This is a genomic window from Burkholderia sp. FL-7-2-10-S1-D7 (assembly GCF_001524185.1).
GTDB classification, from domain to species: domain Bacteria; phylum Pseudomonadota; class Gammaproteobacteria; order Burkholderiales; family Burkholderiaceae; genus Burkholderia; species Burkholderia diffusa.
The window spans coordinates 167,914-192,034 of the sequence record NZ_LOWY01000083.1; the positions used below are offsets into that span (position 1 = coordinate 167,914).

The following is a 24,121-nucleotide window of genomic DNA, read 5'->3' on the forward strand; positions in this document are numbered from 1 at the left end:
CGCACCATGCACCACGCCGCGATGCTGCCGCCCGCCTACCCGCCGTCGATCGGCGACGGACGGCTGCTGACGGAAGACGAGCTCGCCGCGTCGCTCGCGCACACGATGCGCGACTGGGATGGCCGGCAGGATCTCTGGCTGTTCGGCTATGGCTCGCTGATCTGGAACCCCGGGCTGCCGACCCTCTCCGCCGTGCGCGGCAAGGTGCACGGCTATCATCGTGGGCTTTACCTGTGGTCGCGCGTGAACCGTGGCACGCCCGAACGTCCGGGCCTCGTGCTCGCGCTCGATCGCGGCGGCTCGTGCTCGGGCATCGCATTCCGGCTCGCGGGCCCGACCGCGCAGCCGCATCTCGAGACGTTGTGGAAACGCGAAATGCCGATGGGGTCATACCGGCCCGCGTGGCTGCCGTGCTCGCTCGAAACCGGCGAACGCGTGCGCGCACTCGCATTCGTGATGCGCCGCGACGTGCCCACTTACACCGGCAAGCTTTCCGACGCCGTCGTCAAGGAAGTGTTCAGCTGCGCGGCCGGCCGCTACGGCACGACGCTCGACTATGTGAGCCGCACCGTGGACGCGTTGCGCGCGAGCGGCATCCCCGATCGCGCGCTGGAAGGGCTGCTCGCGCGATGCCGATGAGGCTCGACAGGCGGGCCGCACCGCCCGTGCACGCGAAGGAGGCACCGCGCCCATGAAACCGTCACGCAAATCGAGCACGAAGCTGGCCGCACTGCTCGTCGCTGCCAGCGTCGCGCTGTCCGGCTGCGGCATCCTCGGCTGCGGCGGCGCCGCGACCAACGGCGCGGCTGCCGGCGGCTGCTCTGCCGGCATGCGCTTCTGAGGGCCAGAACGTCGGCTCGGCTAGTCGCGCTCGCGACGAAATGCCGCCGACACCGACAGGCCGGCCGGTCGCCCCCGCTTTTTTGCCATCGCTGCCCCGCCGCCCCTTTCTGAGATAGGATGGAGACGAAGGACGGCGCCGCGCCCGATGCGGCTGTTCCCGAGCGGGGCTTGCGCGCGCCGCATGCCCCTGGCCGGACGGCCGGTGCGACACGGCCGCGCCATGTCCTTGGTGTATCCTTGCCTACTCCGTGACCGCGCGCTCCGGCATGACCCGGGCGCACCACCATGAACGATTCGTATCCCAGTCGTAAGCTCACCGACAAACCGCAAGAAAAGCGCTCGCTGCTCGAGCGCCTGACCGACTTCATCTCGCCCGAGCCCGAGTCCCGGACCGAGTTGCTGGAAATTCTCCAGGACGCCCACGAACGCAACCTGATCGACGCCGATTCGCTGTCGATGATCGAAGGCGTGTTCCAGGTGTCCGACCTGTGCGCACGCGACATCATGGTGCCGCGCGCGCAGATGGACGCGATCAACATCGCCGACAAGCCCGAAGACTTCATCCCGTTCGTCCTCGAGAAGGCGCACTCGCGCTACCCCGTGTTCGAGGAGAACCGCGACAACGTGATCGGCGTGCTGCTCGCGAAGGACCTGCTGCGCTTCTATGCCGAAGATGAATTCGACGTGCGCGGGATGCTGCGCCCCGCCGTGTTCATTCCCGAATCGAAACGCCTGAACGTGCTGCTGCACGACTTCCGCGTGAACCGCAACCACCTCGCGATCGTCGTCGACGAATACGGCGGCGTCGCTGGCCTCATCACGATCGAGGACGTGCTCGAACAGATCGTCGGCGACATCGAGGACGAATACGACTTCGACGAGGAAGCCGGCAACATCATCTCGGGGCCGGACGGCCGCTACCGCGTGCGCGCGCTCACCGAGATCCAACAGTTCAACGAGACGTTCGGCACCGACTTCTCCGACGACGAGGTCGACACGATCGGCGGGCTCATCACCCATCACTTCGGCCGCGTGCCGCACCGCGGCGAGAAGCTGCAGCTCGGCAACCTCGTGTTCGAGATCCAGCGCGGCGATGCGCGCCAGGTCCACGTGCTGCTGGTGCGCCGCAACCCGCTCGCGAGCCGCCGCGCCGAAACCTCGCACGAGGACTGACCGTCTCGCGCCGGCCGCGTCTCCTTCAACCGCTCGCCCTCTTTCGCTTCACATGGACGATCCGATCCCGTCCCGCCCGGCTGGCGGCCTTTTCGCGCCGGCCCCCGGCCGCACGCTGCCGCGCTGGCACTATCCGGCCGCACTGCTCGCCGGCGCGGCCAATACACTCAGCTTCGCACCGACCCCGCACGGCGGCTGGCTGCAGCTCGCCGTATTCGTCTGGTTTTTCGCGCAGCTGACGCGCACGTCGAGCTGGCGCGGCGCCGCGCTCACCGGTGGCGCGTTCGGCTTCGGCAACTTCATCAGCGGCATCTGGTGGCTGTACATCAGCATGCACGTGTACGGCGAGATGGCCGCGCCGCTCGCGGGCGGCGCGCTGGTGCTGTTCTCGCTCTACCTGTCGCTGTACCCGACGTTCTCGGCGGGGCTCTGGTCGTTCTGCGCGGGCCATGCGTGGCACCGCCGCGCACCCGATCCGCGGCCGTTCTCGCCGAGCTGGCACGGTGCGTTCGCCTTCGCGAGCGCATGGGCGCTCGGCGAATGGCTGCGCGGCACCGTGTTTACCGGCTTTCCGTGGCTCGCGAGCGGCTATCCGCAGGTCGACGGCCCGTTCGCGGGCTTCGCGCCGGTCGTCGGCGTATACGGGGTCGCCTGGGTGCTCGCGCTGTTCGCCGCGCTGGTCGTGCAGGCGCTCGTCGCCGCGCGCCGGTCGCCCGAATTCGAATCGGAATCCGGCGGCGCCGGCAACGCGCGCGTGCGCGTCGTCGCGCCGGCCGGCATCGCGGTCGCGCTCGTCGCGGCCGGCATCGGGCTGTCGCAGGCCACGTGGACCGTGCCCGCGAACGCGCCGCTCACGGTGCGGCTGCTGCAGGGCAACGTGAAACAGGACATCAAGTTCGAGCAGGAAGGCATCGACGCGGCAATCAAGATGTATACGCAGATGATCGTCGAGAAGCCCGCCGACCTGATCGTCACGCCGGAGACCGCGATCGCGGTGATGATCCAGGAGCTGCCCGAGCCATTCGCCGTCGCGGTCCGCAAGTTCAGCGACACGACGGGCTCGGCCGTGCTGTTCGGCGCGGTCGGCGCGTCGGTGACGCCGGACGGTCGTTACGTCGACTACACGAACAGCCTGTACGGCGTGACGCCGCATTCGCGCGACATCTATCACTACGACAAGCACCATCTCGTGCCCTTCGGCGAATTCATCCCGTGGGGCTTCCGGTGGTTCGTCGACCTGATGAAGATGCCGCTCGGCGACTTCGCGCGCGGCGCGCCGGTGCAGAAGCCGTTCCTCGTGCACAACCAGCCGGTGATGGCCGACATCTGCTACGAGGACTTGTTCGGCGAGGAAATCGCCGCGACGATCCGCGACAACCCGCAGCCGCCCGGCGTGCTCGTCAACGTGACGAACCTCGCGTGGTTCGGCGACACAATCGCGCTCGACCAGCATCTGCAGATCGCGCGGATGCGCGCGCTCGAAACGGGCCGGCCGATGCTGCGCTCGACCAACACGGGGATGACGGCCGCGATCGACGCGCACGGCCGCGTGCTCGGCCAGCTCAAGCCGTTCACCATCGGCTCGCTCGACGTGCGCATCGAAGGCACGAGCGGCTTCACGCCTTACGTGACGAGCGGCAACAACATCGTGCTCGCGGTGTCGCTGGTGCTGCTCGCGTTCGGCTTCACGTTCGGACCGGGCCTGCGCCGCCGCAACGGCGCGAAGGCCCGCGACGACCGGAACGCCTGACGCATCGGGCGGCCGTCGCACGCGGTGCGGCGGCCGCTCAGCCCCTACGCTTCGCGTCCGCGGCCAGGCCGCGGAGATCCCGCCCGAGTCTCTCCATCACCGGCGCCCAGGCGCCGAACGTCGGCTGCCGGTACAGCGTCGCGGTCGGATACCACGGGCTGTCGGTGCGCTCGAGCAGCCACGGCCAGTGCGGATTCACATCGAGCAACACCCAGGTGCGCGCACCGAGCGCGCCCGACAGGTGCGCGACCGACGTGCACACCGTGATCACCAGATCCAGCGCGCCGATGAACGCGGCCGTATCGTCGAAGTTCTTCAGTTCGGCGGTAAAGTCCTCGATCGCGAAACCGGCCGCGCGCGCCGCCGCGAGATCCGCGTCCGCACCCGGCTGCAGCGAGTGGAACGCGACGCCGTCGATGCCGCGAAACACATCGACGTAGCGCTCGAGCCCGACGCGCCGGAACGGATTGCGCTGGTGCCCCGCGCTGCCCGTCCACACGAGCCCGACCTTCAGCCGGCCGTCGCCCGCGAGCCGCGCCCGCCAGGCGTCGCGCGCGTGCGGGTCGGCATGCAGGTACGGCACCGACGCGCCGAGCGTCGACATCTCCATCCCGAGCATCAGCGGCAGGCCGATGAGCGGCACTTCATAGTCGAAGGCAGGCAGCGCGTCGACGCCGCCGCCCGCGCTGAACGCGTCCGCGTGTGCGCCGAGACTGCGCCGCATCAGCGTGCCCACCTGCGGAAACGTGTTCCACGCGAGCCGGCCGCCCTCGCGGTGCACGCGCTCGGCGAGCGGCGCGACGAAGCGCGCGAACTGCAGCACGTCGCCGAGCCCCTGCTCGCCCCAGACGAGCAGCGTCTTGCCCGCGAGCGGCTCGCCCTGCCAGCGCGGGCCGGGCAGCACCGGCCGCTGGCCGCGCAGCTCGCCGGCGCCGTCCCAGCGTGCTTCATGGCCGCGCCAGCCCGCCGCGTAATTGCCGCGCACGAGCTGGATGATCGCGAGGTTGAAACGGAACGACGCGTCGTCGGGCGCCAGCTCGCACGCGCGCGCCGCGTAGCGCTCGGCGTCGTCCCAGCGCTGCGCCTCCTTCATCGCCATCGCGATGTTGTTCGACGCGAGCGCATTGTCCGGCGCGATCTCCGCCAGCCGTGCCGCGCAGGCGCGCGCGCCGTCGAGGTCGAGCGTCGCAAGCCGCGCAACGATCAGGTTGATCCACGCCTGCACGTCGTGCGGGTCCGCTTCCACGGCCGCGTCGAGCAGCGCGATTTCCTCGCGGCGGTCGCCGCCCGACAGCCGCAGCGCGATCGCCAGGTTGTTGCGCAGCGACGGCCAGCGTGGATCGAGCGCATAGGCGGCGCGGTACGGCGCGACGGCATCCGCGTGACGACCGAGCATCTGCAGCGCGTAGCCATGATTGAAATGGCCACCGGCGTCCGGATGAATGCGCACCGCGCACTCGGCCAGCGCGAGCGCGTCGGCCGTGCGCTGCCGCGCCACGAGCGTCACGGTGAGCTGCGAGAGCGCAGCCATGTCGACTGCGTGCAGGTGGCCGGCGGCGGCGAGCCAACATCCATATGCGTCGCGCTCGCCGCGCGCTTGCGCGTCGGCGGCCTGCCCGAGCAGCGCGAGCAGCGGCGGCATCAGTGGAATGAGGAGATCGTTCGAATCGTCCATGCGGTCCGGAGTGGAAAATCGGTCGCGCGGCAGGCGTCGCGCGCATCGCGATACGCGCATCTTAACGCCCGCGCAAAGCGGCGCGGCAGGCGGCGCAACGAGCGCATCGCGCCGCCGCACGCGCGCGCACCGCGCATACCGGCGAGCCGCGCACAGGCTGCGCACGGCTCGCCGGAACCCTGCCTGCGGCACCTTCGTCCGCGTTCCAGCCGCATCCGCCCGCCGATCCGGTAAAATTGCACGTTTCAGCACACTAACAAGCCGCGCCGCCGCGCGAGCCGACCCTCCGGGCCCCGCCCGGAGCGCCGCCCGCAACGGAGCGCCAGCGCCACGAAGGCTCTTCATGCTTACGTTTCAGCAAATCATCCTGACGCTGCAGTCCTACTGGGACAAGCAGGGTTGCGCCCTGCTCCAGCCCATCGACATGGAAGTCGGCGCGGGCACGTCGCACGTTCACACGTTCCTGCGCGCGGTCGGCCCCGAGCCGTGGCGCGCCGCCTACGTGCAGCCGTCGCGCCGCCCGAAGGACGGCCGCTACGGCGAGAACCCGAACCGCCTGCAGCATTACTACCAGTACCAGGTCGTGCTCAAGCCGGCGCCGGAAAACATCCTCGACCTGTACCTCGGCTCGCTGGAAGCGCTCGGCTTCGACCTGAAGCAGAACGACGTGCGCTTCGTCGAGGACGACTGGGAAAACCCGACGCTCGGCGCATGGGGTCTCGGCTGGGAAGTGTGGCTGAACGGGATGGAAGTCACGCAGTTCACGTATTTCCAGCAGGTCGGCGGCCTCGACTGCAAGCCGGTGCTCGGCGAGATCACCTACGGCCTCGAGCGCCTCGCGATGTACCTGCAGAAGGTCGAGAACGTGTACGACCTCGTGTGGACCGAGTGGGAAGAGCACGGCCCGAACGGCCCCGAGCTGCGCCGCCTGTCGTACGGCGACGTCTACCACCAGAACGAGGTCGAGCAGTCGACCTACAACTTCGAGCACGCGAACGTCGACCTGCTGTTCACGTTCTTCAACAGCTACGAGGCGGAAGCGAAGAAGATGATCGACGCGCAGCTCGCGCTGCCCGCGTACGAACTCGTGCTGAAGGCCGGCCACACGTTCAACCTGCTCGACGCGCGCGGCGCGATCTCGGTGACGGAACGTGCGGCATACATCGGCCGCATCCGCGCGCTGTCGCGTCTCGTCGCGCAGGCTTACTACGACTCGCGCGAGAAGCTCGGCTTCCCGATGCTCGGCAACCCGCCGGGCGTGCCGGGCCTCACCACCGACGCCCAGGACGCCGCGCAGCCGGCATGGGCGCCGCCGCTCAAGGTCGAACGCAAGATCGATCAGGACTGACGAGACGAGATTTATTCCAGACATGACGCACAATCATCCCGCCCCCCTCCTCGTCGAACTGCTGACCGAAGAGCTGCCGCCGAAGGCCCTCGCGCGCCTCGGCGACGCATTCGCCGAAGGTCTCGCGCAACGCCTCGCGGCGCGCGACCTCGTCGAAGGCGAACTCGTATTCGAACGCTACGCCACGCCGCGCCGCCTCGCGGTCGTCGTGCAGAACGTGCGCGCCGTCGCGCCTGAAAAGCAGGTCCGCGAAAAAGTCCTGCCCGTGTCGGTCGCGCTCGACGCCGAAGGCAAGCCGACCGCCCCGCTCGCGAAGAAGCTCGCGGCGCTCGGCCATCCGAACCTGTCGATCGCCGACCTCGAGCGCGCGCAGGACGGCAAGGCCGAAGCGTTCTTCGTCAACTACTCGGCCGCCGGCGTGACGCTCGCCGACGGGCTGCAGGCCGCGCTCGACGAAACGCTCGAGAAGCTGCCGATCCCGAAGGTCATGACCTACCAGCGCCCGGACGGCTCCGACGTGAAGTTCGTGCGCCCCGTGCATCGCCTGACCGTGCTGCACGACGATCGCATCGTGCCCGTCACCGCGTTCGGCGTCGACGCCGGCGACACGACGCTCGGCCACCGCTTCCTGTCCGACGGCCTCGTCGCGATCCAGCATGCGCGCGCGTATGCCGACACGCTGCGCGACAAGGGCCGCGTGATCGCGCACTTCGCAGATCGCCGCGAAACGATCCGCACGCAACTGAACGAACACGCCAACGGCGACACCGTCGTGATGCCCGAATCGCTGCTCGACGAAGTGACGTCGCTGGTCGAATGGCCGGTCGTCTACCCGTGCCGCTTCGAGGACGAATTCCTGCAGGTTCCGCAGGAATGCCTGATCCTCACGATGCAGACGAACCAGAAGTATTTCGCGCTCACCGACATCGCCGGCAAGCTGCGCTCGCGCTTCCTGATCGTGTCGAACATCGAGACGCAGACGCCGGGCGAGATCGTCGAAGGCAACGAGCGCGTCGTGCGCCCGCGCCTCGCCGACGCGAAGTTCTTCTTCGAGCAGGACAAGAAGAAGCCGCTCGCCGACCGCGTGCCGCTGCTCGCGAACGTCGTCTATCACAACAAGCTCGGTTCGGCGCTCGCGCGCGTCGAGCGCCTCGAAGCGCTGGCCGGCGAGATCGCACCCGCGATCGGCGCCGACGCCACGCACGCGAAGCGCGCCGCGCGCCTCGCGAAGGCCGACCTGCTGACCGACATGGTCGGCGAGTTCCCGGAACTGCAGGGCACGATGGGCACGTACTACGCGCGCCACGACGGCGAAGCCGACGACGTCGCGCTCGCGTGCGCCGAGCACTACCAGCCGCGCTTCTCCGGCGACGCACTGCCGACCACGCCCGTGTCCACCGCCGTCGCGCTGGCCGACAAGCTCGAGACGATCGTCGGCATCTGGGGCATCGGCCTCGCGCCGACCGGCGAGAAGGATCCGTTCGCGCTGCGCCGTCACGCGCTCGGCGTGCTGCGCCTGCTGGTCGAGAAGCAACTGCCGCTCGATCTCGTCTCGCTGCTGCGCACGGCCCACGCACGCTTCGAAGGCGTGCCGGGCGTCGCCGAATCGACCGATGCGATCTTCGCGTTCTTCATGGACCGCCTGCGCGGCCTGCTGCGCGAACGCGGCTACTCGGCCGGCGAAGTCGACGCGGTGCTGAGCCTGAACCCGACGCGCGTCGACGATCTCGTCGCGCGCCTCGATGCGGTGCGCGAATTCACGCGCCTCGCGGAAGCCGAAGCGCTCGCGGCCGCGAACAAGCGGATCTCGAACATCCTGAAGAAGTCGGAGGGCGGCGCGAACGGTGCGGTGCAGCCGTCGCTGCTCGTCGAGGCCGCCGAAAAGGCGCTGCACGAACAGCTCGCGGCCGTGACGCCGCGCGTGCAGTCGCAGCTCGAGGCGCGTGAGTACACGGGCGCGCTGTCGGCGCTCGCGGCGCTGCGCGCGCCGGTCGACACGTTCTTCAACGACGTGATGGTCAACGCCGAGGATCCCGCGCTGCGCGCGAACCGTCTCGCGCTGCTGTCCGCGCTGCATCAGCAGATGAACTGCGTCGCCGACATCTCGAAGCTCGCCGCATAAGGGCCGAACGATGCCGACCAGCCCCAACCGCAAGCTCGTCGTCCTCGACCGGGACGGCGTGATCAACGTCGATTCGGACGCGTTCATCAAGACGCCCGACGAGTGGATCGCGCTGCCCGGCAGCCTCGAGGCGATCGCACGACTCAACCACGCAGGCTATCGCGTGGTCGTCGCGACCAACCAGTCCGGCATCGGCCGCGGGCTGTTCGACATGGCCGCGCTCAACGCGATGCACCTGAAGATGCATCGCGCGGCGGCCGCCGTCGGCGCGCGCATCGACGCGGTGTTCTTCTGCCCGCACGTGGCCGAAGACCACTGCGACTGCCGCAAGCCCAAGCCCGGCATGATGCAGATGATCGCGGAGCGCTTCGAGGTCGACCCCGGTCACACGCCGGCCGTCGGCGATTCCCTGCGCGACCTGCAGGCCGGCGTCGCGGTCGGCTTCAAGCCGCACCTCGTGCTGACCGGCAAGGGCAAGAAGACGCTCGCCGCGGGAAATCTGCCGGACGGCACGAAGGTCCACGATGACCTGCGTGCATTCGCGCTCGACTTCCTTTCACACGAACACGAGTGATGCGGCTGCCGCGCGCATCCTCCCTACTGTCAGACCCACGCCGATGCGCTTCGTCCGCTCCCTGCTGCTGCTGATCTACTTCATCGTGTACACGGTGCCTTACGCCACCGCGTGCTTCATCGCGTTCCCGTTCATGCGTCCCGACGCGCGCTACTGGATGGCGGCCGGCTGGTGCAAATCGACGCTGTGGGTCGTGCGCTGGCTGAACGGCATCCGCTACCGGATCGAAGGGATGGAAAACCTGCCCGACGGCCCGGCCGTGCTGCTGTCGAAGCACCAGTCCGCGTGGGAGACGCTCGCGTTTCCGGCGCTGATGCCGAAGCCGCTCTGCTATGTGTTCAAGCGCGAACTGCTGTACGTGCCGTTCTTCGGCTGGGCGCTCGGGCTGCTGCACATGGTCAACATCAACCGCAAGGAAGGCAAGAACGCGTTCGCGTCGGTGATCCGCCAGGGCAAGAAGCGCCTGACGGAAGGCGCGTGGATGATCATGTTTCCGGAAGGCACGCGCACGCCGGTCGGCAAGCAGGGCAAGTACAAGACGGGCGGCGCGCGCTTCGCGATCGAAACCGGCACGCCGGTCGTGCCGATCGCGCACAATGCAGGTCGCGTGTGGCCGCGCAATTCGTTCACGAAATTCCCGGGCGTCGTCACCGTGTCGATCGGCAAGCCGATTCCCGTCGAAGGCAAGACGCCCGACGTATTGAACTCGGAGGTCGAAGCATGGATCGAAGCGGAAATGCGCCGCATCGATCCCGATGCCTATCGCCAGCCGGGCAATGCCGGCACGCGCGATGCCGCGCGCGTCTGAATCACCCGGATTGCAGCCGTTGCGAACGACGAAAAGAAGCGAACTGATGAAAAAGCGTCCGCGGCCACGGCCTGCCGTCGTGGCCCTCGATCATCGCCAGATGGACCTGCCGCTCTTCGACGGGCCGGCGGCATCGCCGGCACCGTCGGCACCCGCCGCACCACCCTCGTCGCCTGAAGCGGCTGCGGCTCCTGCCGTGCCCACGGCGCCGCTCGATCCGGGCCCCGCGCGCGATCGCTCCCGCGTCCGCACATTCGCACTCGACAGCCGTGTGCTCGAATATCGGCTGAAGCGCTCCGCGCGCCGCACGATCGGCTTCACGATCGACGGCAGCGGGCTGTCGATCACCGCGCCGCGCTGGGTCACGCTCACCGACATCGAAGCCGCCATCGCCGAGAAGCAGCGCTGGATCTTCGCGAAGCTCGCGGAGTGGAAAACCCGCACCGAGCAGCGCGCGCTGCCGCAGATCGACTGGCGCGACGGCGCGCAACTCCCGTATCTCGGCAAGACGATCACGATCGCGCTCGGCGCCGGCGCGGCCGCATTCGATGCCGAAGCGCAGCGGCTGTCGCTGCCGCTGCCCGCACAAGCCGACATGCAGCAGATCAAGGATCGCGTGCAGGGCTGGCTGCAGGGCGAAGCGAAGCGAATCTTCGGCGAGCGCCTCGTCGTCTATGCGGAAAAGCTCGGCGTCACGTATTCGATGTACGCGCTGTCGTCGGCCGCGACGCGCTGGGGCAGTTGCTCGAGCGACGGCAAGATCCGGCTGAACTGGCGGCTGATCCACTTCCCGATGTCGATCATCGACTACGTCGTCGCGCACGAGCTGTCGCACCTGCGCGAAATGAACCACAGCCCGGCCTTCTGGCACACCGTCGAATCGATCTTCCCGGAATTTCGCGAAGCGCGGCACACGCTCAAGCATCACCCGCCCGAGCTGCTGCCGTCGCTGTAACGCGATCGGTCGCACCAAAATACGAACGGGCGATGCGGATCCCTCCGCATCGCCCGTTTTCCTTGCCCGCGACGCCCATCGTGCGTCGCGCGCCGCTCATCCCGCGCTCAGTGCGCCTTCTTCTGGATGAACTCGATCTTGTAGCCGTCCGGATCCTCGACGAATGCGATCACGGTCGTGCCGTGCTTCATCGGGCCCGCTTCGCGAGTCACCTTGCCGCCTTGCGCCTTGATCTTGTCGCAGGCCGCGTACGCATCGTCGACTTCCACCGCCAGATGGCCGAAGCCGTTGCCGAGATCGTAGGACGGCGTGTCCCAGTTATGGGTCAACTCGATCACGGTGCCCGTGCTTTCCGCTTCATAGCCGACGAACGCGAGCGTGAACTTGCCTTCCGGATAATCCTCGCGACGCAGCAGCTTCATGCCGAGCAATTCGGTGTAAAACTTGATCGAGCGGTCGAGATCGCCGACTCGCAGCATCGTATGCAGCAAACGCATGTGTTGTACTCCTGTGGGGACTTTCCAGAAGCGGAAATTCTACCGGAGTCAGGTGAATCCCGCCGGCGGCGCCCCGTGCGCCGTCGGCCGATACCGGGCTTCTGGACGGCGAGCCCGATGCCCGCGCGGCGGCAGTGATCGCCGTATCCGACGGCCCCCCGGCAAGTCCACTGATCGGGTAACATCCTCTCACCTCGCACCAAAAGCGGGCATGCCGTCCGCCGCTTGAACGCCACCACCACCTCATTCAGCCACACAGCCCGCCGTGCCAAACCGCCAAATCGAGCGCGCCGGACGCGACATCCGTCCGCCGCTGCCCATGCCTGTGCCCCCTTCCCGCCGCATCGGCGAGGTCCGCCGATGACCGCGCTCGCCGGCACGCACGCGCGCCGCGCGCTCGACACGCGCGCCATCGGTGTGATGCTGCTGCTGTGCGCGATCTGGGGCTTCCAGCAGGTCGCGATCAAGAGCACGAACGCCGCGATCCCGCCGATGTTCCAGGCCGGGCTGCGCTCGGTGATCGCCGCGCTCCTGCTGTGGGGCTGGGCCCGCTCGCGCGGCACGCCGCTGTTCCGCGCGGACGGCACGCTCGGCGCGGGCATCGCGGCCGGTGCGCTGTTCGCCGGCGAGTTCGTCTGCGTTTTTCTGGGGCTGACGCTGACGAGCGCGTCGCACATGGCGATCTTCCTTTACACGGCACCGTGCTTCACGGCACTCGGCCTGCACCTGTTCGCGCCGGGCGAGCGGCTGCAGCGCGTCCAGTGGGCCGGCGTCGGCCTCGCGTTCGCCGGCATCGCGCTCGCGTTCGCGGACGGCTTCCTCAAGCCGCGCACGCCTGGCGCATCGGTGCTGGCAGGGCTGGCCGGTGACGCGCTCGGCATCCTCGGCGGCGCGATGTGGGCCGCCACGACGGTCGTCGTGCGCTCGACGTCGCTCGCGCGGACCAGCGCGAGCAAGACGCTGTTCTACCAGCTCGCTGTGTCGGCCGTCGTGCTGATCGCGCTCGCCGCGCTGCTCGGCCAGACGTCGTTCGCTCAGGTCACACCGATCGCGCTCGCAAGCCTCGCGTACCAGTCGGTGATCGTCGCGTTCGTCAGCTACCTGTCGTGGTTCTGGCTGCTGACGCGCTACAGCGCGTCGCGGCTGTCGGTGTTCACGTTCCTGTCGCCATTGTTCGGTGTCGCGTTCGGTGTGCTGCTGCTCGGCGAGTCGGTCGGCTGGCGCTTCATGTCCGCGGCCGCGCTGGTGCTGATCGGGATCGCGCTCGTCAACGCGCCGCCGCGCCGGCGCGCGTAACGCCGCCCGGCCGCGGTCCGGCCGCGACGAGAGCGGCGCGGAAAAACAAAAAGGCTGCCCGTCAGGGCAGCCTCATGAATCTCGAGCCGGCGGGCACCACGCGCGTTGCCCGCGTGGTCCTGCTACTCCGCGGCCTTGCGCACCTTCGCAAGCGCCTGCGCGACGCCGACATATTCGGCCACGCTCACATCCTCCGCGCGTCGCGCGAGGTCGAAGCCGAGCCCGTCGAAATCGATCGTCTCGCGGTAGTCGCCGAGCGTGTTGCGCAGCATCTTCCGACGCTGCGAGAACGCAGCCGTGACCACTTCGCCGAGCAGCACGGGATCGACGTCCGGCAGTTCGTGCGGCTCGTACGGAATCATCCGGACGATCGCCGAATCGACCTTCGGCGGCGGCTGGAACGACTCCGGCGGCACGTCGAGCATCTTGTCCATCACATAGCGGTACTGCAGCATCACCGACAGCCGCGAGAACGCCTTCGTGCCCGGCTCCGCGACCATCCGTTCGACGACCTCGTTCTGCAGCATGAAATGCTGGTCGATGACCACGCCGGCGAACGTCATCAGGTGAAACAGCAGCGGGCTGGAAATGTTGTACGGCAGGTTGCCGACGATCCGCAGCGACGGCTTGTCGCCGGGTGCCGCGAGCGAGCCGAAGTCGAACGCGAGCGCATCGCCCGCGTGCAGCTCCAGCAGCGCACCGAAGCGCTGCTGCAGGCGACCGATCAGGTCGCGGTCGAGCTCGACCGCATGCAGCGGCGACTCGGGCGTCGCGAGACGCGCGATCAGCGGCTCGGTCAGCGCACCGAGGCCGGGGCCGATCTCGACCATCCGCTGGCCGCGCGCGGGACCGATCGTCGCGACGATCGAGTCGATCACGCCGTGATCGACGAGGAAGTTCTGCCCGAAGCGCTTGCGCGCGAAGTGGCCTTGGTGCTGTCTGCTGTTCGACATCGACTGAGAAAAACGAAAAATACGACGAATGAATTCAGGCCTGGGGCCGCGCGCGTCAGGCCGCGCGGCGATGGCGCGCCATCGTGACGGCCGTGTCGAGCGCGGCGACCATGCTGCCCGGATCCGCGCGGCCCGTGCCGGCCAGATCCAGCGCGGTGCCGTGATCGACCGACGTGCGGATGATCGGCAGCCCGAGCGTGACGTTGATGCCCTCGCCGAAGGTCGCATACTTCAGCACGGGCAAGCCCTGATCGTGGAACATCGCGAGCACGCAATCGGCATCCTCGAGATGGCGCGGCTGGAACAGCGTGTCGGCCGGATACGGGCCGCGCGCGTCGATGCCTTGCACTTGCGCGCGCGCGAGCGCCGGCGAGATCACGTCGATCTCCTCGCGCCCGAGATAGCCGTTCTCGCCCGCGTGCGGGTTCAGCCCCGTCACAAGGATGCGCGGCGCCGCGAGACCGAAGTCACGCCGCAGGTCGCGATCGATGATCGCCAGCGTCTCGACGAGCCCGTCGATCGTCAGCGCGGCCGACACGTCCTTCAGCGGCAGGTGCGTGGTCGCGAGCGCGACGCGCAGCGGCCGCTCGCCCGTGCCTGCCAGCATCATCACGACGCGTGGCGTGTGCGTGCGTTCCGCAAGGTATTCGGTATGGCCGGTGAACGGCACGCCGGCATCGTTGATCGTGCTCTTCTGCAGCGGCGCGGTGACGATCGCGTCGAACCGGCCCGCCATCGCGCCGTCGATCGCGGCATCGAGCAGCGCGAGCACGTAGCGGCCGTTGGCTGCATCGAGCTTGCCGGCCTGCGCGGGCACGGCGAGCGGATGATGCTCGACCGACACCGCACCGCGGCCGGCGAGCAGCGCACGGTCGGCATCGACCGCCGCCGCGCGCGCGTCGAGCAGCGCGGCGTCGCCGAGCACGGTGAAATGCGCGCCCGGCCAGCGCCGCGCGGCATCCTGCAACGCCTGCACGGTCAGCTCCGGGCCGACACCCGCGGGTTCGCCGGTCGTGATCGCGATCTGCAGCGCGGATGCCGTCATGTGAAGCTCGCTCAGTTCGCCGGTCCGACGCCACCGATCTTGTACTGCACGTACGACGAATCGCGCAGTTCGCGCAGCCAGTCGGCGTACGCCTGCTCGGCCTTGCGCTGGCCGATCGCCTGGCGCGCGATATCCATCTGCTGCTGCACCGAGCCTTCCGCCTCGCGGCGCTCGATCACCTGGATCAGGTGGTAGCCGTATTCGGTACGAATCGGCTGGCTGATCTGGCCGTCCTGCAGATTGTTCATCGCGCGCTCGAATTCCGGCACGGTCTCGCCCGGGCTGATCCAGCCGAGATCGCCGCCTTGCGACGCCGAACCGTCCTGCGAGTAAGTGCGTGCAAACTTCGCGAAATCGCCGCCCGCCTCGACCTGGCGGCGGATGTCCTGCAGCTGCTGGCGCGCCTGGCCTTCCGACTTGCCTTCGCCGACCCGCAACAGGATGTGGCGCACGTGCGTCTGGACGATCTTCGGTGCCGCGGCGGTCGCGCCCTGGCTCTGGCGGCGGTCGACGAGACGCACGATCTCGAAGCCGTCCGGCACGCGGATCAGCGTCGGGTTGACCTGGCCCGGGCGCAGCTTCGATGCGGCTTCGACGACGTCGGCCGGCAGCGCGCCCGGCGCCTTGAAGCCGAGGTCGCCGCCCTTCTTCGCGTCATTCGCTTCCGAATTGTTCTTCGCGAGCTTCTCGAAATCGGCGCCCGACACGGCCTGCTGCAGCAGCGCCTCAGCCTTCTTCTGTGCGACTTCGATGTCGGCCTGCGGCGCGTTGGTCGGTGCCTTGATGAAGATGTGCTGGAAGCGCAGGTCCTGCTGCTGCGATGCGTTCGGCCCGCGCTGGCTCGCGATGTAGTTCGCGACCTCGGCGTCCGACACGGTGATCTTGCCGTCGACCTCGCGCTCGCGCAGCTTCGACAGCATCAGCTCGGTGCGGGCGTCGCTCGTGAACACGCTCCAGGGCACGCCTTGCGCGACGATCCGCGCGCGGTACTGCTCGAGCGTCATCCCGTTCGCCTGCGCGAGGCGCTGCAGCGTGGACTGCACGGTCGCGTCGTCGATGCGGATCCCGTCGTCCTTGGCTTTCTGCACCTGGATGCGTTCGAGCACCATCTGGTTCAGCACCTGCGCGCGCAGCTGGTCGGCCGGCGGCACGGGCGCGTTCTGCTGCTGCAGCCGGCGCGAGATCAGGCCGACGCGCTGGTCGAGTTCGCGGCCCGTGATCACGTCGTTGTTGACGACCGCGACGACTTCGTCGGCGAGCTGCGCACCTTGCGAACCGAGCGCCTGCGCCGCGGCCGGCGCGGCGGCGAGCAGCGCGGCGGACGCGGCGAGGCTGGACACGACTGCCGCGAAACGAAGGGTTTTCTTCATTGCCACTGATACTCCATTGAAATCGTGCTGACTGGTGCAGACAAGCCGGCGTTACTCGTAGTTGCTGAAGCGGGACATCGGCGGCGGCGTGGACGGCAGGGGCGTGTAGCCCGGCACCCCGGCGCGGAATGCGGCCACGAGACCGTTGTCGACGCTCGACAGCCCCTTCAACGTCAGCTGCATCATGACTCGCGTCGACGAATTCTGCTGCCCCGATGTGTTCACGCCGTTCGCGTACCGCTGGACACCGACCCCGAGCGCCCAACAATCCGCGTCGTATTGTAAGCCGAGCAGACCGTCGACGATCCGGTCGGCGGCCAGGTCGTAGTTGAAGCGGCCGATCGCATACAGGCGTCGCGTGAGCGGCCATTGCGCGGACACCAGGAACTGGTTGATCGGCTGGTTGTCGAGCGTCGTGTTCGCACGCGTATAGCGGTAGCCGACGTTGATCACGCGGCGCTCGCCCGGGCTGAAACCGAAACCGACGCTCGACTTCACGAGCTGGTTGTTGTTCTGGTTGTACTGGAACGCCGTCTCCGACATGAAGCCGGAGCCGAGTTTCAGCGCGGCGCCGACGATCAAGTCCGAGTGGCGCGCCAGCACGGCGCTCTGGCCGGAGTTCAGCGTGACGCGCTGGTCGGCGAAATAGTACTGCTGCGCGACCACGAAGCGCGCGCGTTCGTCACCGGTGCGCGGATCGATGAAGCGCGACGTCAGGCCGGCCGTGATCCGGTTCGCATCCGCGATCCGGTCGTTGCCGACGAACGTGTTCGGCTGGTAGATCTCCGCGAGGCCGAAGTCCGATTCCGCCGTGTCGAACAGCGGCGCGTTCGACTGGTCGCGATACGGCGTGTACACGTAGTACAGGCGCGGCTCGAGGGTCTGGATGAAGTCCTGGCCGAACAGGCGCACCGAGCGGTCGAAGATCAGGCCCGTGTCGAAGCTCACGGTCGGGATCGACTCGGTGAAGCGCTTCGGGCTATTCGGCGTGCTCGACGACAGGTAGTTCAGGTCGTACGACGCGAAGTGATACTGGACCTTCGGCACGACGAAGTAGCCGGGGCCGTACACGCCGTACGCGATGTACGGGTTGAAGACGATCCGGTCGCCTTCGGTCGCATCGGCGGTCGTGATGCGGAACCGCGAATAGTCGGCTTCCGCGCCGAAGTCGAAGCCGCCGACGTTGTACTTCGTGTACTTCACGTTCAACTGCGGTTCGCGGCTGTACGGCGCGATCGACGGCGGCAGCGTCTGCCAGTGCTGGTAGCGCGCGAGCACCGACCAAGGGCCGTTGTTGTACGTGAGCCCGGCTTCCTGCTGGTACAGCGTCTGCGTCCCGTTGATGAACTGGTTCATCGACCCAAGGTCTTCGGGATACGTGTTGTCCGAGACCTTGTTGAAGTAGACGTAGCCGCCGAAACCGCCGCCGAAGTTCTGCTGGTGCTGCCAGTAGATCGCGTAGCGGTCGCGGTGAGCGAGCCGGTCATCCGGCAGGTAATTGGCCGTAAACGTGCCCGAATACGTCGGCGACAGATAGCGGAACGTCGCTTCGGTCTGCACGCCGCGCCGCGAGATGATGCGCGGCGTGATCGTCAGGTCGCGGTTCGGCGCGATGTTGAAGTAGTACGGCAGCGTCAGCTCGAACCCGTTGTTCGAGTTCATCGAGAACGTCGGCGGCAAGAGGCCGCTGCGCCGCTCGCCCGACAGCGGGAACGTCATCCACGGGCTCGCGAAAATCGGCACGCCCTGGAAGAACAACACGCCGTTGCGCGCGGTGCCTTCGTCGGCGCCCGTGTCGAAGTCGAAACGGCTGCCCTTGATGTACCACGCGGGGTTCGTCGAGCACTGGCACGCGGTGTAGGTGCCGTTGACGAACACCGAGCGCTCGCTGTCGAGCAGGTCGACGCGCTCCGCGCTGCCGGACCCGCCCGTCACGTTGAAGTGGTACTTCGGCGCCGTCATGAAGCCCTGGTTCGCCTCGACCTTCAGATGCGCCTCGGGGCCCGCAAACGACGTGCCGCCGTTGATCACCTTGACCTGGCCGTACGCATCGGCCATGTCGGTATCCTGATCGTAGTGGATCGCGTCGGCCTTCACGACCGCGTCGCCGCGGCGCAGCTCGGCCGAACCCTTCGCGGCGAGGTCCTGATCGGCCGTGCCGCTCGTATGGTCGGCAATCACGAAGGTGGCCGGCTTCGCGCCGTCCTTCAGCGGATGATCCTCGAGCTGCGGGGCGAGACGCAGGTCCCACGGCGAGTCGAGCGGCTGCGGCTGCGCGGCCGCACCCGACAGCTGCGCGTACGACACGGCCGGCACGAGGCCGGGCACGGCCAGGAGCGCGAGCGCGAGCCGCCGTTTGCGCGGCGCCCCGTCACCGGGGAAGACATTCGGGAATAGCGGTTTGGGCGGCATCTATCGTTTGGCGAATCGCCCCTTGTCAACCGCACCTGCACGGCACATTCGCGCGCGGCGGGCCACGCCTTCGCACCGCGACTGCGGCTGAGCGCAAACCGGGGAGGCGATCGGGCGGACGGCGCGACAGGCGGCGAGCCTGCACGGCGGAAGCTGACGCGGGGCGCGTCAAAAAAGTCGTGGGGTATTATATGGCAAGACGTTCCCCCCTCCGCCGAGTTTCATGACACCCCCATCCGCCGCATCCCAGCCCGACGCCCGTCTCGACGCACTGACCGCGTGGCTGCGCCCGCTCGCCGAGCGCTTCGCCCTCGACCTGTCGACCCTCGCACCCGCGTCCTCGGACGCCAGTTTCCGCCGCTATTTCCGGGTCGCGTCGGCCACGCGCCCCGGCGGCTCGCTGGTCGCGGTCGACGCGCCGCCGCCCGAGAAGTGTCGCGAATTCGTTCAGGTCGCGCAGTTGCTCGCCGCGGCCGGCGACCACGTGCCAGACATACTGGCCCACGACTTCGACGCGGGCTTCATGCTCGTGAGCGACCTCGGCCGCACGTCATACATCTCGGTGCTCGATCCGGCCGACCCGGTCGCGGCGCGCCCGCTGATGCGCGACGCGCTCGACGCGCTGATCCGCTTCCAGCTGAGCTCGAAGCCCGACGTGCTGCCGCCGTTCGACGAGGCATTCCTGCGTCGCGAGATGGAGCTGCTGCCCGAATGGTTCGTCGGCCGGCACCTCGGCAAGCCCGTCACCGACGCGATGCGCGGCACGCTCGACCGCACCTTCGCGCTGCTGGTCGCGAGCGCCCATGCGCAGCCGCAGGGCTTCATGCTGCGCGATTTCATGCCGCGCAACCTGATGGTCTGCGAGCCGAACCCCGGCGTGCTCGACTTCCAGGACGCCGTGTACGGGCCGCTGACGTACGACGTCGTGTCGCTGCTGCGCGACGCGTTCATCAGCTGGGACGAGGAGTTCGAGCTCGACTGCTTCGCGTATTACTGGGAAAAGGCGAAGAAGGCCGGCCTGCCGGTCGATCCGGACTTCGGCGAGTTCTACCGCCAGCTCGAGTGGATGGGGCTGCAGCGCCACATCAAGATCCTCGGCCTGTTCGCACGGATCAACTACCGCGACGGCAAGCCGCATTACCTGAACGACCTGCCGCGCTTCCTCGCGTACGCGCGCAAAGTCGCGCTGCGCTACCGCCCGCTCGTGCCGTTCGCGAAGCTGCTCGACGAGCTCGAGGGCAAGGGCGCGGCCGACGTCGGCTATACGTTCTGACCGCCCTCACATTCAGCCGAACATGAGCACTACCCTGACCACGGCGATGATCTTCGCCGCCGGACGCGGCGAACGGATGCGCCCGCTGACCGACACCCGCCCGAAGCCGCTGCTCGAAGTCGGCGGCAAGCCGCTGATCGTCTGGCAGATCGAGGCGCTCGCGCGCGCGGGCATCGAGACGATCGTGATCAACCACGCGTGGCTCGGCGAACAGTTCGAGGCAACGCTCGGCGACGGCTCGCGCTGGGGCGTGCGGCTCGCGTATTCCGCCGAAGGCGACGCGCTGGAAACCGCCGGCGGCATCGCGCAGGCGCTGCCGCTGCTCGAGCGCGACGGCCGGCCGACGGTGTTCGCGGCGGTCGCGGGCGACGTGTACTGCGCATTCGACTACCGGACGCTCGCCGCCCGCGCTGCGCGGATGGCCGCGCTCGACGCGCCCGCGATGCATCTCGTGATGGTGCCGAACCCGCCGTTCCATCCGGACGGCGATTTCGTGCTCCGCGACGACGGCCGGCTGGCGCTCGCCGGCGAGCCGCGTGTCACGTTCGGCAGCATCGGCGTGTACGACACGCGGATGTTCCGCGACATCGTGCCCGGCACGCACCGGCCGCTGACGCCGTACTTCAAGTCGACCATCGAGGCCGGCCGCGCGAGCGGCGAATTGTATGAAGGTATCTGGGAGAACGTCGGCACGCCCGCGCAGCTCGGCGAACTGGATGCGCGGCTGCGTGCCGCCGCAGGCTGATCCGATTCGCGGCTGACCGTCAGGCAACCCGGCGTGGCGGCCAACGGCCCGAAAGGCCGATGACGGCCCGGTCGATCGCCGGCGGGCCGCTCCTGGATCACATGCCGCGAACGCTGCGCCGCAGCGCCGGGCCGTGACGGCGCAACGCCGCCCGATGCCGAACGGCCGGCGAACCGACCGTTCCCACGCCGCCCGGCGCAACATCCACGCTCACGCGGCCTCGGCCGCTTCCCCGCCCGCCGCCGCGCGCTGCTGCTGCAGCGCCCACATCTGCGCATACAGCCCGTCCGCGCGCACGAGTTCGTCGTGCGTGCCGCGCTCGACGATCCGCCCGTGGTCCATCACGAGAATCTGCTGCGCATGCACGACCGTCGACAGCCGGTGCGCGATCACGAGCGTCGTGCGGTGCCGCGCGATCTGGTCGAGTTCGTGCTGGATCGCACGCTCCGAGCGCGAATCGAGCGCCGACGTCGCCTCGTCGAACAGCAGCACCGGCGGATTCTTCAGCAGCGTGCGCGCGATCGCGACGCGCTGCTTCTCGCCGCCCGACAGCTTCAGCCCGCGCTCGCCGACCGGCGTGTCATAGCCCTTCGGCAAGCTCTCGATGAAGTCGTGGATATGCGCGGCGCGCGCGGCCGCGATCACTTCGTCGCGGCTCGCGGTCGGCCGGCCATAGGCGATGTTGTAGTAGATCGAGTCGTTGAACAGCACGGTGTCCTGCGGCACGATCCCGATCGATGCACGCAGCGAGTCCTGCGTGACGTCGCGAATGTCCTGGCCGTCGATCCGGATCGCACCGCCCGTCTCCCGGTCGAGATCGTAGAAGCGGAACAAGAGCCGCGACAGCGTCGACTTCCCGGAGCCGCTATGGCCGACCACCGCGGTCGTCGTGCCCGCGTCGATCGTAAACGTCACGTCGTGCAGGATCTGCCGCGCCGGCTCGTATGCGAAATTCACGTGCTCGAAACGCACCTGCGCGCCGGCCACCGCGAGCGGCCGCGCATCGGGCAGGTCGGCCACTTCCTTCGCGGCCGACAGCAGCCCGAACATGCGGTCCATGTCGGTGAGGCTCTGCTTCAGTTCGCGATAGACGACGCCGAGAAAGTTCAGCGGAATGTACAGCTGCAGCATGAACGTGTTGATCAGTACGAGATCGCCGAGCGTCAACTTGCCCGCGAGCACGCCCTGCGTCGCGCGCCACAGGATGAACACGAGCCCCGTGCCGATGATCGCCTGCTGGCCGAAGTTCAGCACCGACAGCGAATTCTGCGAACGAATCGCGGCCTTCCGGTAGCGCTTCAGGTTCTCGTCGTAGCGCTGGGCCTCCCACTCCTCGTTGCCGAAATACTTCACCGTCTCGTAGTTGATCAGCGAATCGATCGCCCGCGAGTTCGCGCGCGAATCGAGTTCGTTCATCGTGCGGCGGAAATGCGTGCGCCAGTTGGTGACTTTCACCGTGAACACGATGTAGGTAACCAGCGCCGCGAACGTCACGTACGCGTAATAGGCCTCGTACTTGACCACGAAGAAGCCGAGCACGAGCCCGACCTCGACGAGCGTCGGCAGGATGCTGTACAGCGAATACGAAATCAGCTGCTGGATGCCGCGCGTGCCGCGCTCGATGTCGCGCGACATGCCGCCCGTCTGGCGCTCGAGATGGAACCGCAGCGACAGCCCGTGCAGATGCCGGAACACCTGCAGCGCGAGCTGGCGCACCGCGCTCTCGGTGACCTTCGAGAACAGGATCTCGCGCAACTCGGTGAACAGCGACGTCGACAGCCGCACGAGCGCATACGCGACGACCAGCAGCCCCACGCCGCCCGCGAGCACGATGCCGGCCGACTGTTCGGCGCGGCCGATCGCGGTGATCTGCTGGACGTAGGACAGGTGATCGACGATGCGCTTCATCACGACCGGCACGCCGAGGTTGGCGACCTTCGCGCCGATCAGGCAGCCGAGCGCGAGCGCGACGCGCCATTTGTAGGTGGCCAGGTACGGCAGCAACGACCGGATGGTCTGCCAGTCGTTGCGGGGCCCGGTCGAAGCCGGCGCGGGCTCGCCGGAAGCAGGAAATCGGCGCATGGGGGGGGAAGGATCGGGGGCGGCGCCGGGCGCGTGCATCGGCGGCCGGCTTGGTCACTTTCTCGTACAATTTGCGAACGTTGTATTGTCGCAGAAGCCGCTTCGCGCCGCTGCCGGCGCCCTCGCCGGCCGGCCTGCGCGCGGCGGCACGTTTATTACAGGATGAAAGCCCCCGCCATGACCGATTCGACCCTCGAACTCCCGCAAAAGCAACCCGCGCTGCGCGTCGTCCCGCAACCGCACGACGCGAACGTCCACGGCGACGTGTTCGGCGGCTGGATCATGTCGCAGGTCGACATCGCCGGCTCGATCCCCGCTAGCCAGCGTGCAAACGGTCGCGTCGCGACGGTCGCGGTCAACTCGTTCGTGTTCAAGCAGCCGGTGTTCGTCGGCGATCTGCTGAGCTTCTACGCGACCATCACGCGCACCGGCAACACGTCGATCACGGTCGACGTCGAGGTGTACGCGCAGCGCATGCGCCTGATGGGTGAAATCGTGAAGGTCACCGAAGCAACCCTCACCTACGTCGCGACCGGCACCGACCGCAAGCCGCGCCAACTGCCGCCGCTCTGACGGGCGCGCGCCGTGCGACGGCGCCCTCCACCGGCCCGCGGCCGCCTCAGTGCGTGGCCGTCAGCCCGAACTCCCGCATCGCGGGCAGGAAATCGTGGTTCAGCTTCGGCTTGCGCGACAGCTTCATCAGCACGTAGCGCTGGAACGGCGCGAGCCGCTGCCACTGCGCGAGCGCGGGCGCCGGCAGCCCGGCCAGCGCGCTCTGCTGCACCAGCGCGTCCGGCACCGAATCGGTCGCGCGCCAGCTCGGCTGCTCGTCCGGCTGGAACCACGACGGTTCGAGGTCGGCGTGCGTGCGCAGCATTTCGAACAGCGCGTGATCGAAATTGGGCTCGATCGCGGTGTCGTCGTCGGCCGGAAAACGCGCGAGCAGCTTGCGGTCCTCGAGCGGCAGCAGCTGCCACTGCTCCAGCGAAATCCGCAGACCGAAACGGTCGAGATTGAAACGCACGATCATCGGGATGTACGTCAGGTTTTCCGACGAATCGTGTTCGAAATTGAATAGCAGCGGAGCGTCGCTGAGTCCCATGGTCGTTACCTGAAAGGCGGATGCCGGCGCGGCCGGCCTGCCTGAGGTATTTTAGAACCTCTGCGCGCGAGCGGCGGACACGATCGTCGCCGCCCTGC

General features: G+C 68.2%; 21 protein-coding genes. 13 read left to right on the forward strand and 8 right to left on the reverse strand.

Going from position 1 to position 24,121, the window contains the following annotated elements; translation table 11 throughout:
• Positions 1-6 precede the first annotated feature (6 nt).
• The 4 genes from WS75_RS25075 to lnt all read left to right on the forward strand — a co-directional run bounded on the left by WS75_RS25075 (position 7) and on the right by lnt (position 3,766).
• Positions 7-639: a gamma-glutamylcyclotransferase gene (locus WS75_RS25075; protein ID WP_059684317.1), complete on the forward strand. Its 633-nt coding sequence runs from the start codon at positions 7-9 to the stop codon at positions 637-639.
• A 52-nt stretch (positions 640-691) separates the two neighbouring features.
• The gene (locus tag WS75_RS34255) at positions 692-841 is read left to right on the forward strand and encodes a hypothetical protein (protein ID WP_179948948.1); all 150 of its coding nucleotides are present in this window, start codon (positions 692-694) and stop codon (positions 839-841) included.
• A 287-nt stretch (positions 842-1,128) separates the two neighbouring features.
• The gene (locus WS75_RS25080; protein WP_059684319.1) at positions 1,129-2,016 is read left to right on the forward strand and encodes an HlyC/CorC family transporter; all 888 of its coding nucleotides are present in this window, start codon (positions 1,129-1,131) and stop codon (positions 2,014-2,016) included.
• Between the two features lie 52 nt (positions 2,017-2,068).
• Entirely contained in the window at positions 2,069-3,766 is a 1,698-nt protein-coding gene (gene lnt / locus WS75_RS25085) for an apolipoprotein N-acyltransferase (protein ID WP_059684321.1), read from the forward strand.
• A 37-nt stretch (positions 3,767-3,803) separates the two neighbouring features.
• Here lnt and WS75_RS25090 read toward each other — a convergent pair whose 3' ends face one another.
• On the reverse strand, positions 3,804-5,441 hold the full coding sequence (locus tag WS75_RS25090) for a tetratricopeptide repeat protein (protein WP_059684322.1): 1,638 nt from the start codon (positions 5,439-5,441) through the stop codon (positions 3,804-3,806).
• A gap of 343 nt (positions 5,442-5,784) precedes the next feature.
• On the opposite strand from WS75_RS25090, the gene glyQ reads away from it, so the two are divergent.
• Genes glyQ through WS75_RS25115 form a run of 5 tightly spaced genes read left to right on the forward strand, consistent with a single transcriptional unit; the run spans position 5,785 to position 11,248 of the window.
• Positions 5,785-6,789, forward strand: a complete 1,005-nt coding sequence (gene glyQ / locus WS75_RS25095) for a glycine--tRNA ligase subunit alpha (RefSeq protein WP_082729730.1) — start codon at positions 5,785-5,787, stop codon at positions 6,787-6,789.
• Positions 6,790-6,811: 22 nt separating this feature from the next.
• Positions 6,812-8,911 carry a glycine--tRNA ligase subunit beta gene (glyS, locus tag WS75_RS25100; protein WP_059684324.1) on the forward strand — a complete coding sequence of 700 codons (2,100 nt, stop codon included), beginning with the start codon at positions 6,812-6,814 and terminating at the stop codon, positions 8,909-8,911.
• Between the two features lie 10 nt (positions 8,912-8,921).
• Positions 8,922-9,485, forward strand: coding sequence for a D-glycero-beta-D-manno-heptose 1,7-bisphosphate 7-phosphatase (gene gmhB / locus WS75_RS25105; RefSeq protein ID WP_059684326.1), 564 nt, complete (start codon positions 8,922-8,924; stop codon positions 9,483-9,485).
• Between the two features lie 43 nt (positions 9,486-9,528).
• Complete coding sequence (locus WS75_RS25110; RefSeq protein WP_059684328.1) at positions 9,529-10,293, forward strand: lysophospholipid acyltransferase family protein; 765 nt, start codon at positions 9,529-9,531, stop codon at positions 10,291-10,293.
• 46 nt (positions 10,294-10,339) lie between these two features.
• Positions 10,340-11,248 carry a M48 family metallopeptidase gene (locus WS75_RS25115; RefSeq protein WP_059684385.1) on the forward strand — a complete coding sequence of 303 codons (909 nt, stop codon included), beginning with the start codon at positions 10,340-10,342 and terminating at the stop codon, positions 11,246-11,248.
• A 107-nt stretch (positions 11,249-11,355) separates the two neighbouring features.
• Here WS75_RS25115 and gloA read toward each other — a convergent pair whose 3' ends face one another.
• Positions 11,356-11,745, reverse strand: a complete 390-nt coding sequence (gene gloA / locus WS75_RS25120; RefSeq protein ID WP_011657880.1) for a lactoylglutathione lyase — start codon at positions 11,743-11,745, stop codon at positions 11,356-11,358.
• A gap of 360 nt (positions 11,746-12,105) precedes the next feature.
• Here gloA and WS75_RS25125 point away from each other — a divergent pair, with 360 nt between their 5' ends.
• Positions 12,106-13,041, forward strand: a complete 936-nt coding sequence (locus WS75_RS25125; RefSeq protein WP_059684330.1) for a DMT family transporter — start codon at positions 12,106-12,108, stop codon at positions 13,039-13,041.
• Between the two features lie 122 nt (positions 13,042-13,163).
• Here the strand turns inward: WS75_RS25125 and rsmA are convergent, their stop codons facing one another.
• Genes rsmA through WS75_RS25145 form a run of 4 tightly spaced genes read right to left on the reverse strand, consistent with a single transcriptional unit; the run spans position 13,164 to position 18,821 of the window.
• Positions 13,164-13,994 carry a 16S rRNA (adenine(1518)-N(6)/adenine(1519)-N(6))-dimethyltransferase RsmA gene (rsmA, locus tag WS75_RS25130; RefSeq protein ID WP_059684332.1) on the reverse strand — a complete coding sequence of 277 codons (831 nt, stop codon included), beginning with the start codon at positions 13,992-13,994 and terminating at the stop codon, positions 13,164-13,166.
• Between the two features lie 55 nt (positions 13,995-14,049).
• Positions 14,050-15,039, reverse strand: coding sequence for a 4-hydroxythreonine-4-phosphate dehydrogenase PdxA (gene pdxA, locus WS75_RS25135; protein WP_059684334.1), 990 nt, complete (start codon positions 15,037-15,039; stop codon positions 14,050-14,052).
• 11 nt (positions 15,040-15,050) lie between these two features.
• Positions 15,051-16,409, reverse strand: coding sequence for a peptidylprolyl isomerase (locus WS75_RS25140; protein WP_059684337.1), 1,359 nt, complete (start codon positions 16,407-16,409; stop codon positions 15,051-15,053).
• A gap of 51 nt (positions 16,410-16,460) precedes the next feature.
• Positions 16,461-18,821, reverse strand: coding sequence for an LPS-assembly protein LptD (locus WS75_RS25145; RefSeq protein WP_059684340.1), 2,361 nt, complete (start codon positions 18,819-18,821; stop codon positions 16,461-16,463).
• A 223-nt stretch (positions 18,822-19,044) separates the two neighbouring features.
• Here WS75_RS25145 and WS75_RS25150 point away from each other — a divergent pair, with 223 nt between their 5' ends.
• Together WS75_RS25150 and murU are read left to right on the forward strand one after the other, a co-directional pair.
• Positions 19,045-20,094 (forward strand): aminoglycoside phosphotransferase family protein, encoded by a 1,050-nt coding sequence (locus WS75_RS25150; RefSeq protein WP_059684343.1) that lies wholly within the window; start codon positions 19,045-19,047, stop codon positions 20,092-20,094.
• 22 nt (positions 20,095-20,116) lie between these two features.
• The gene (gene murU, locus WS75_RS25155) at positions 20,117-20,839 is read left to right on the forward strand and encodes an N-acetylmuramate alpha-1-phosphate uridylyltransferase MurU (protein WP_059684346.1); all 723 of its coding nucleotides are present in this window, start codon (positions 20,117-20,119) and stop codon (positions 20,837-20,839) included.
• 210 nt (positions 20,840-21,049) lie between these two features.
• Here murU and WS75_RS25160 read toward each other — a convergent pair whose 3' ends face one another.
• Positions 21,050-22,921 (reverse strand): ABCB family ABC transporter ATP-binding protein/permease, encoded by a 1,872-nt coding sequence (locus tag WS75_RS25160; protein ID WP_059684348.1) that lies wholly within the window; start codon positions 22,919-22,921, stop codon positions 21,050-21,052.
• A 177-nt stretch (positions 22,922-23,098) separates the two neighbouring features.
• On the opposite strand from WS75_RS25160, the gene WS75_RS25165 reads away from it, so the two are divergent.
• Positions 23,099-23,494: an acyl-CoA thioesterase gene (locus WS75_RS25165; RefSeq protein WP_059684352.1), complete on the forward strand. Its 396-nt coding sequence runs from the start codon at positions 23,099-23,101 to the stop codon at positions 23,492-23,494.
• 46 nt (positions 23,495-23,540) lie between these two features.
• Here WS75_RS25165 and WS75_RS25170 read toward each other — a convergent pair whose 3' ends face one another.
• Positions 23,541-24,023 (reverse strand): nitrate reductase associated protein, encoded by a 483-nt coding sequence (locus WS75_RS25170; protein WP_059528173.1) that lies wholly within the window; start codon positions 24,021-24,023, stop codon positions 23,541-23,543.
• Between the last annotated feature and the right edge of the window lie 98 nt (positions 24,024-24,121).

Coding starts and splice junctions, on each gene's coding strand:
- WS75_RS25160 (WP_059684348.1), bottom strand. CDS start 22,921: ATGCGCCGATTTCCTGCTTCCGGCGAGCCCGCGCCGGCTTCGACCGGG.
- WS75_RS25150 (WP_059684343.1), top strand. CDS start 19,045: ATGACACCCCCATCCGCCGCATCCCAGCCCGACGCCCGTCTCGACGCA.
- WS75_RS25170 (WP_059528173.1), bottom strand. CDS start 24,023: ATGGGACTCAGCGACGCTCCGCTGCTATTCAATTTCGAACACGATTCG.
- murU (WP_059684346.1), top strand. CDS start 20,117: ATGAGCACTACCCTGACCACGGCGATGATCTTCGCCGCCGGACGCGGC.
- gloA (WP_011657880.1), bottom strand. CDS start 11,745: ATGCGTTTGCTGCATACGATGCTGCGAGTCGGCGATCTCGACCGCTCG.
- WS75_RS25110 (WP_059684328.1), top strand. CDS start 9,529: ATGCGCTTCGTCCGCTCCCTGCTGCTGCTGATCTACTTCATCGTGTAC.
- WS75_RS25080 (WP_059684319.1), top strand. CDS start 1,129: ATGAACGATTCGTATCCCAGTCGTAAGCTCACCGACAAACCGCAAGAA.
- pdxA (WP_059684334.1), bottom strand. CDS start 15,039: ATGACGGCATCCGCGCTGCAGATCGCGATCACGACCGGCGAACCCGCG.
- gmhB (WP_059684326.1), top strand. CDS start 8,922: ATGCCGACCAGCCCCAACCGCAAGCTCGTCGTCCTCGACCGGGACGGC.
- WS75_RS25145 (WP_059684340.1), bottom strand. CDS start 18,821: ATGCCGCCCAAACCGCTATTCCCGAATGTCTTCCCCGGTGACGGGGCG.
- lnt (WP_059684321.1), top strand. CDS start 2,069: ATGGACGATCCGATCCCGTCCCGCCCGGCTGGCGGCCTTTTCGCGCCG.
- WS75_RS25115 (WP_059684385.1), top strand. CDS start 10,340: ATGAAAAAGCGTCCGCGGCCACGGCCTGCCGTCGTGGCCCTCGATCAT.
- WS75_RS25165 (WP_059684352.1), top strand. CDS start 23,099: ATGACCGATTCGACCCTCGAACTCCCGCAAAAGCAACCCGCGCTGCGC.
- WS75_RS25075 (WP_059684317.1), top strand. CDS start 7: ATGCACCACGCCGCGATGCTGCCGCCCGCCTACCCGCCGTCGATCGGC.
- glyQ (WP_082729730.1), top strand. CDS start 5,785: ATGCTTACGTTTCAGCAAATCATCCTGACGCTGCAGTCCTACTGGGAC.
- rsmA (WP_059684332.1), bottom strand. CDS start 13,994: ATGTCGAACAGCAGACAGCACCAAGGCCACTTCGCGCGCAAGCGCTTC.
- WS75_RS25125 (WP_059684330.1), top strand. CDS start 12,106: ATGACCGCGCTCGCCGGCACGCACGCGCGCCGCGCGCTCGACACGCGC.
- WS75_RS34255 (WP_179948948.1), top strand. CDS start 692: ATGAAACCGTCACGCAAATCGAGCACGAAGCTGGCCGCACTGCTCGTC.
- glyS (WP_059684324.1), top strand. CDS start 6,812: ATGACGCACAATCATCCCGCCCCCCTCCTCGTCGAACTGCTGACCGAA.
- WS75_RS25090 (WP_059684322.1), bottom strand. CDS start 5,441: ATGGACGATTCGAACGATCTCCTCATTCCACTGATGCCGCCGCTGCTC.
- WS75_RS25140 (WP_059684337.1), bottom strand. CDS start 16,409: ATGAAGAAAACCCTTCGTTTCGCGGCAGTCGTGTCCAGCCTCGCCGCG.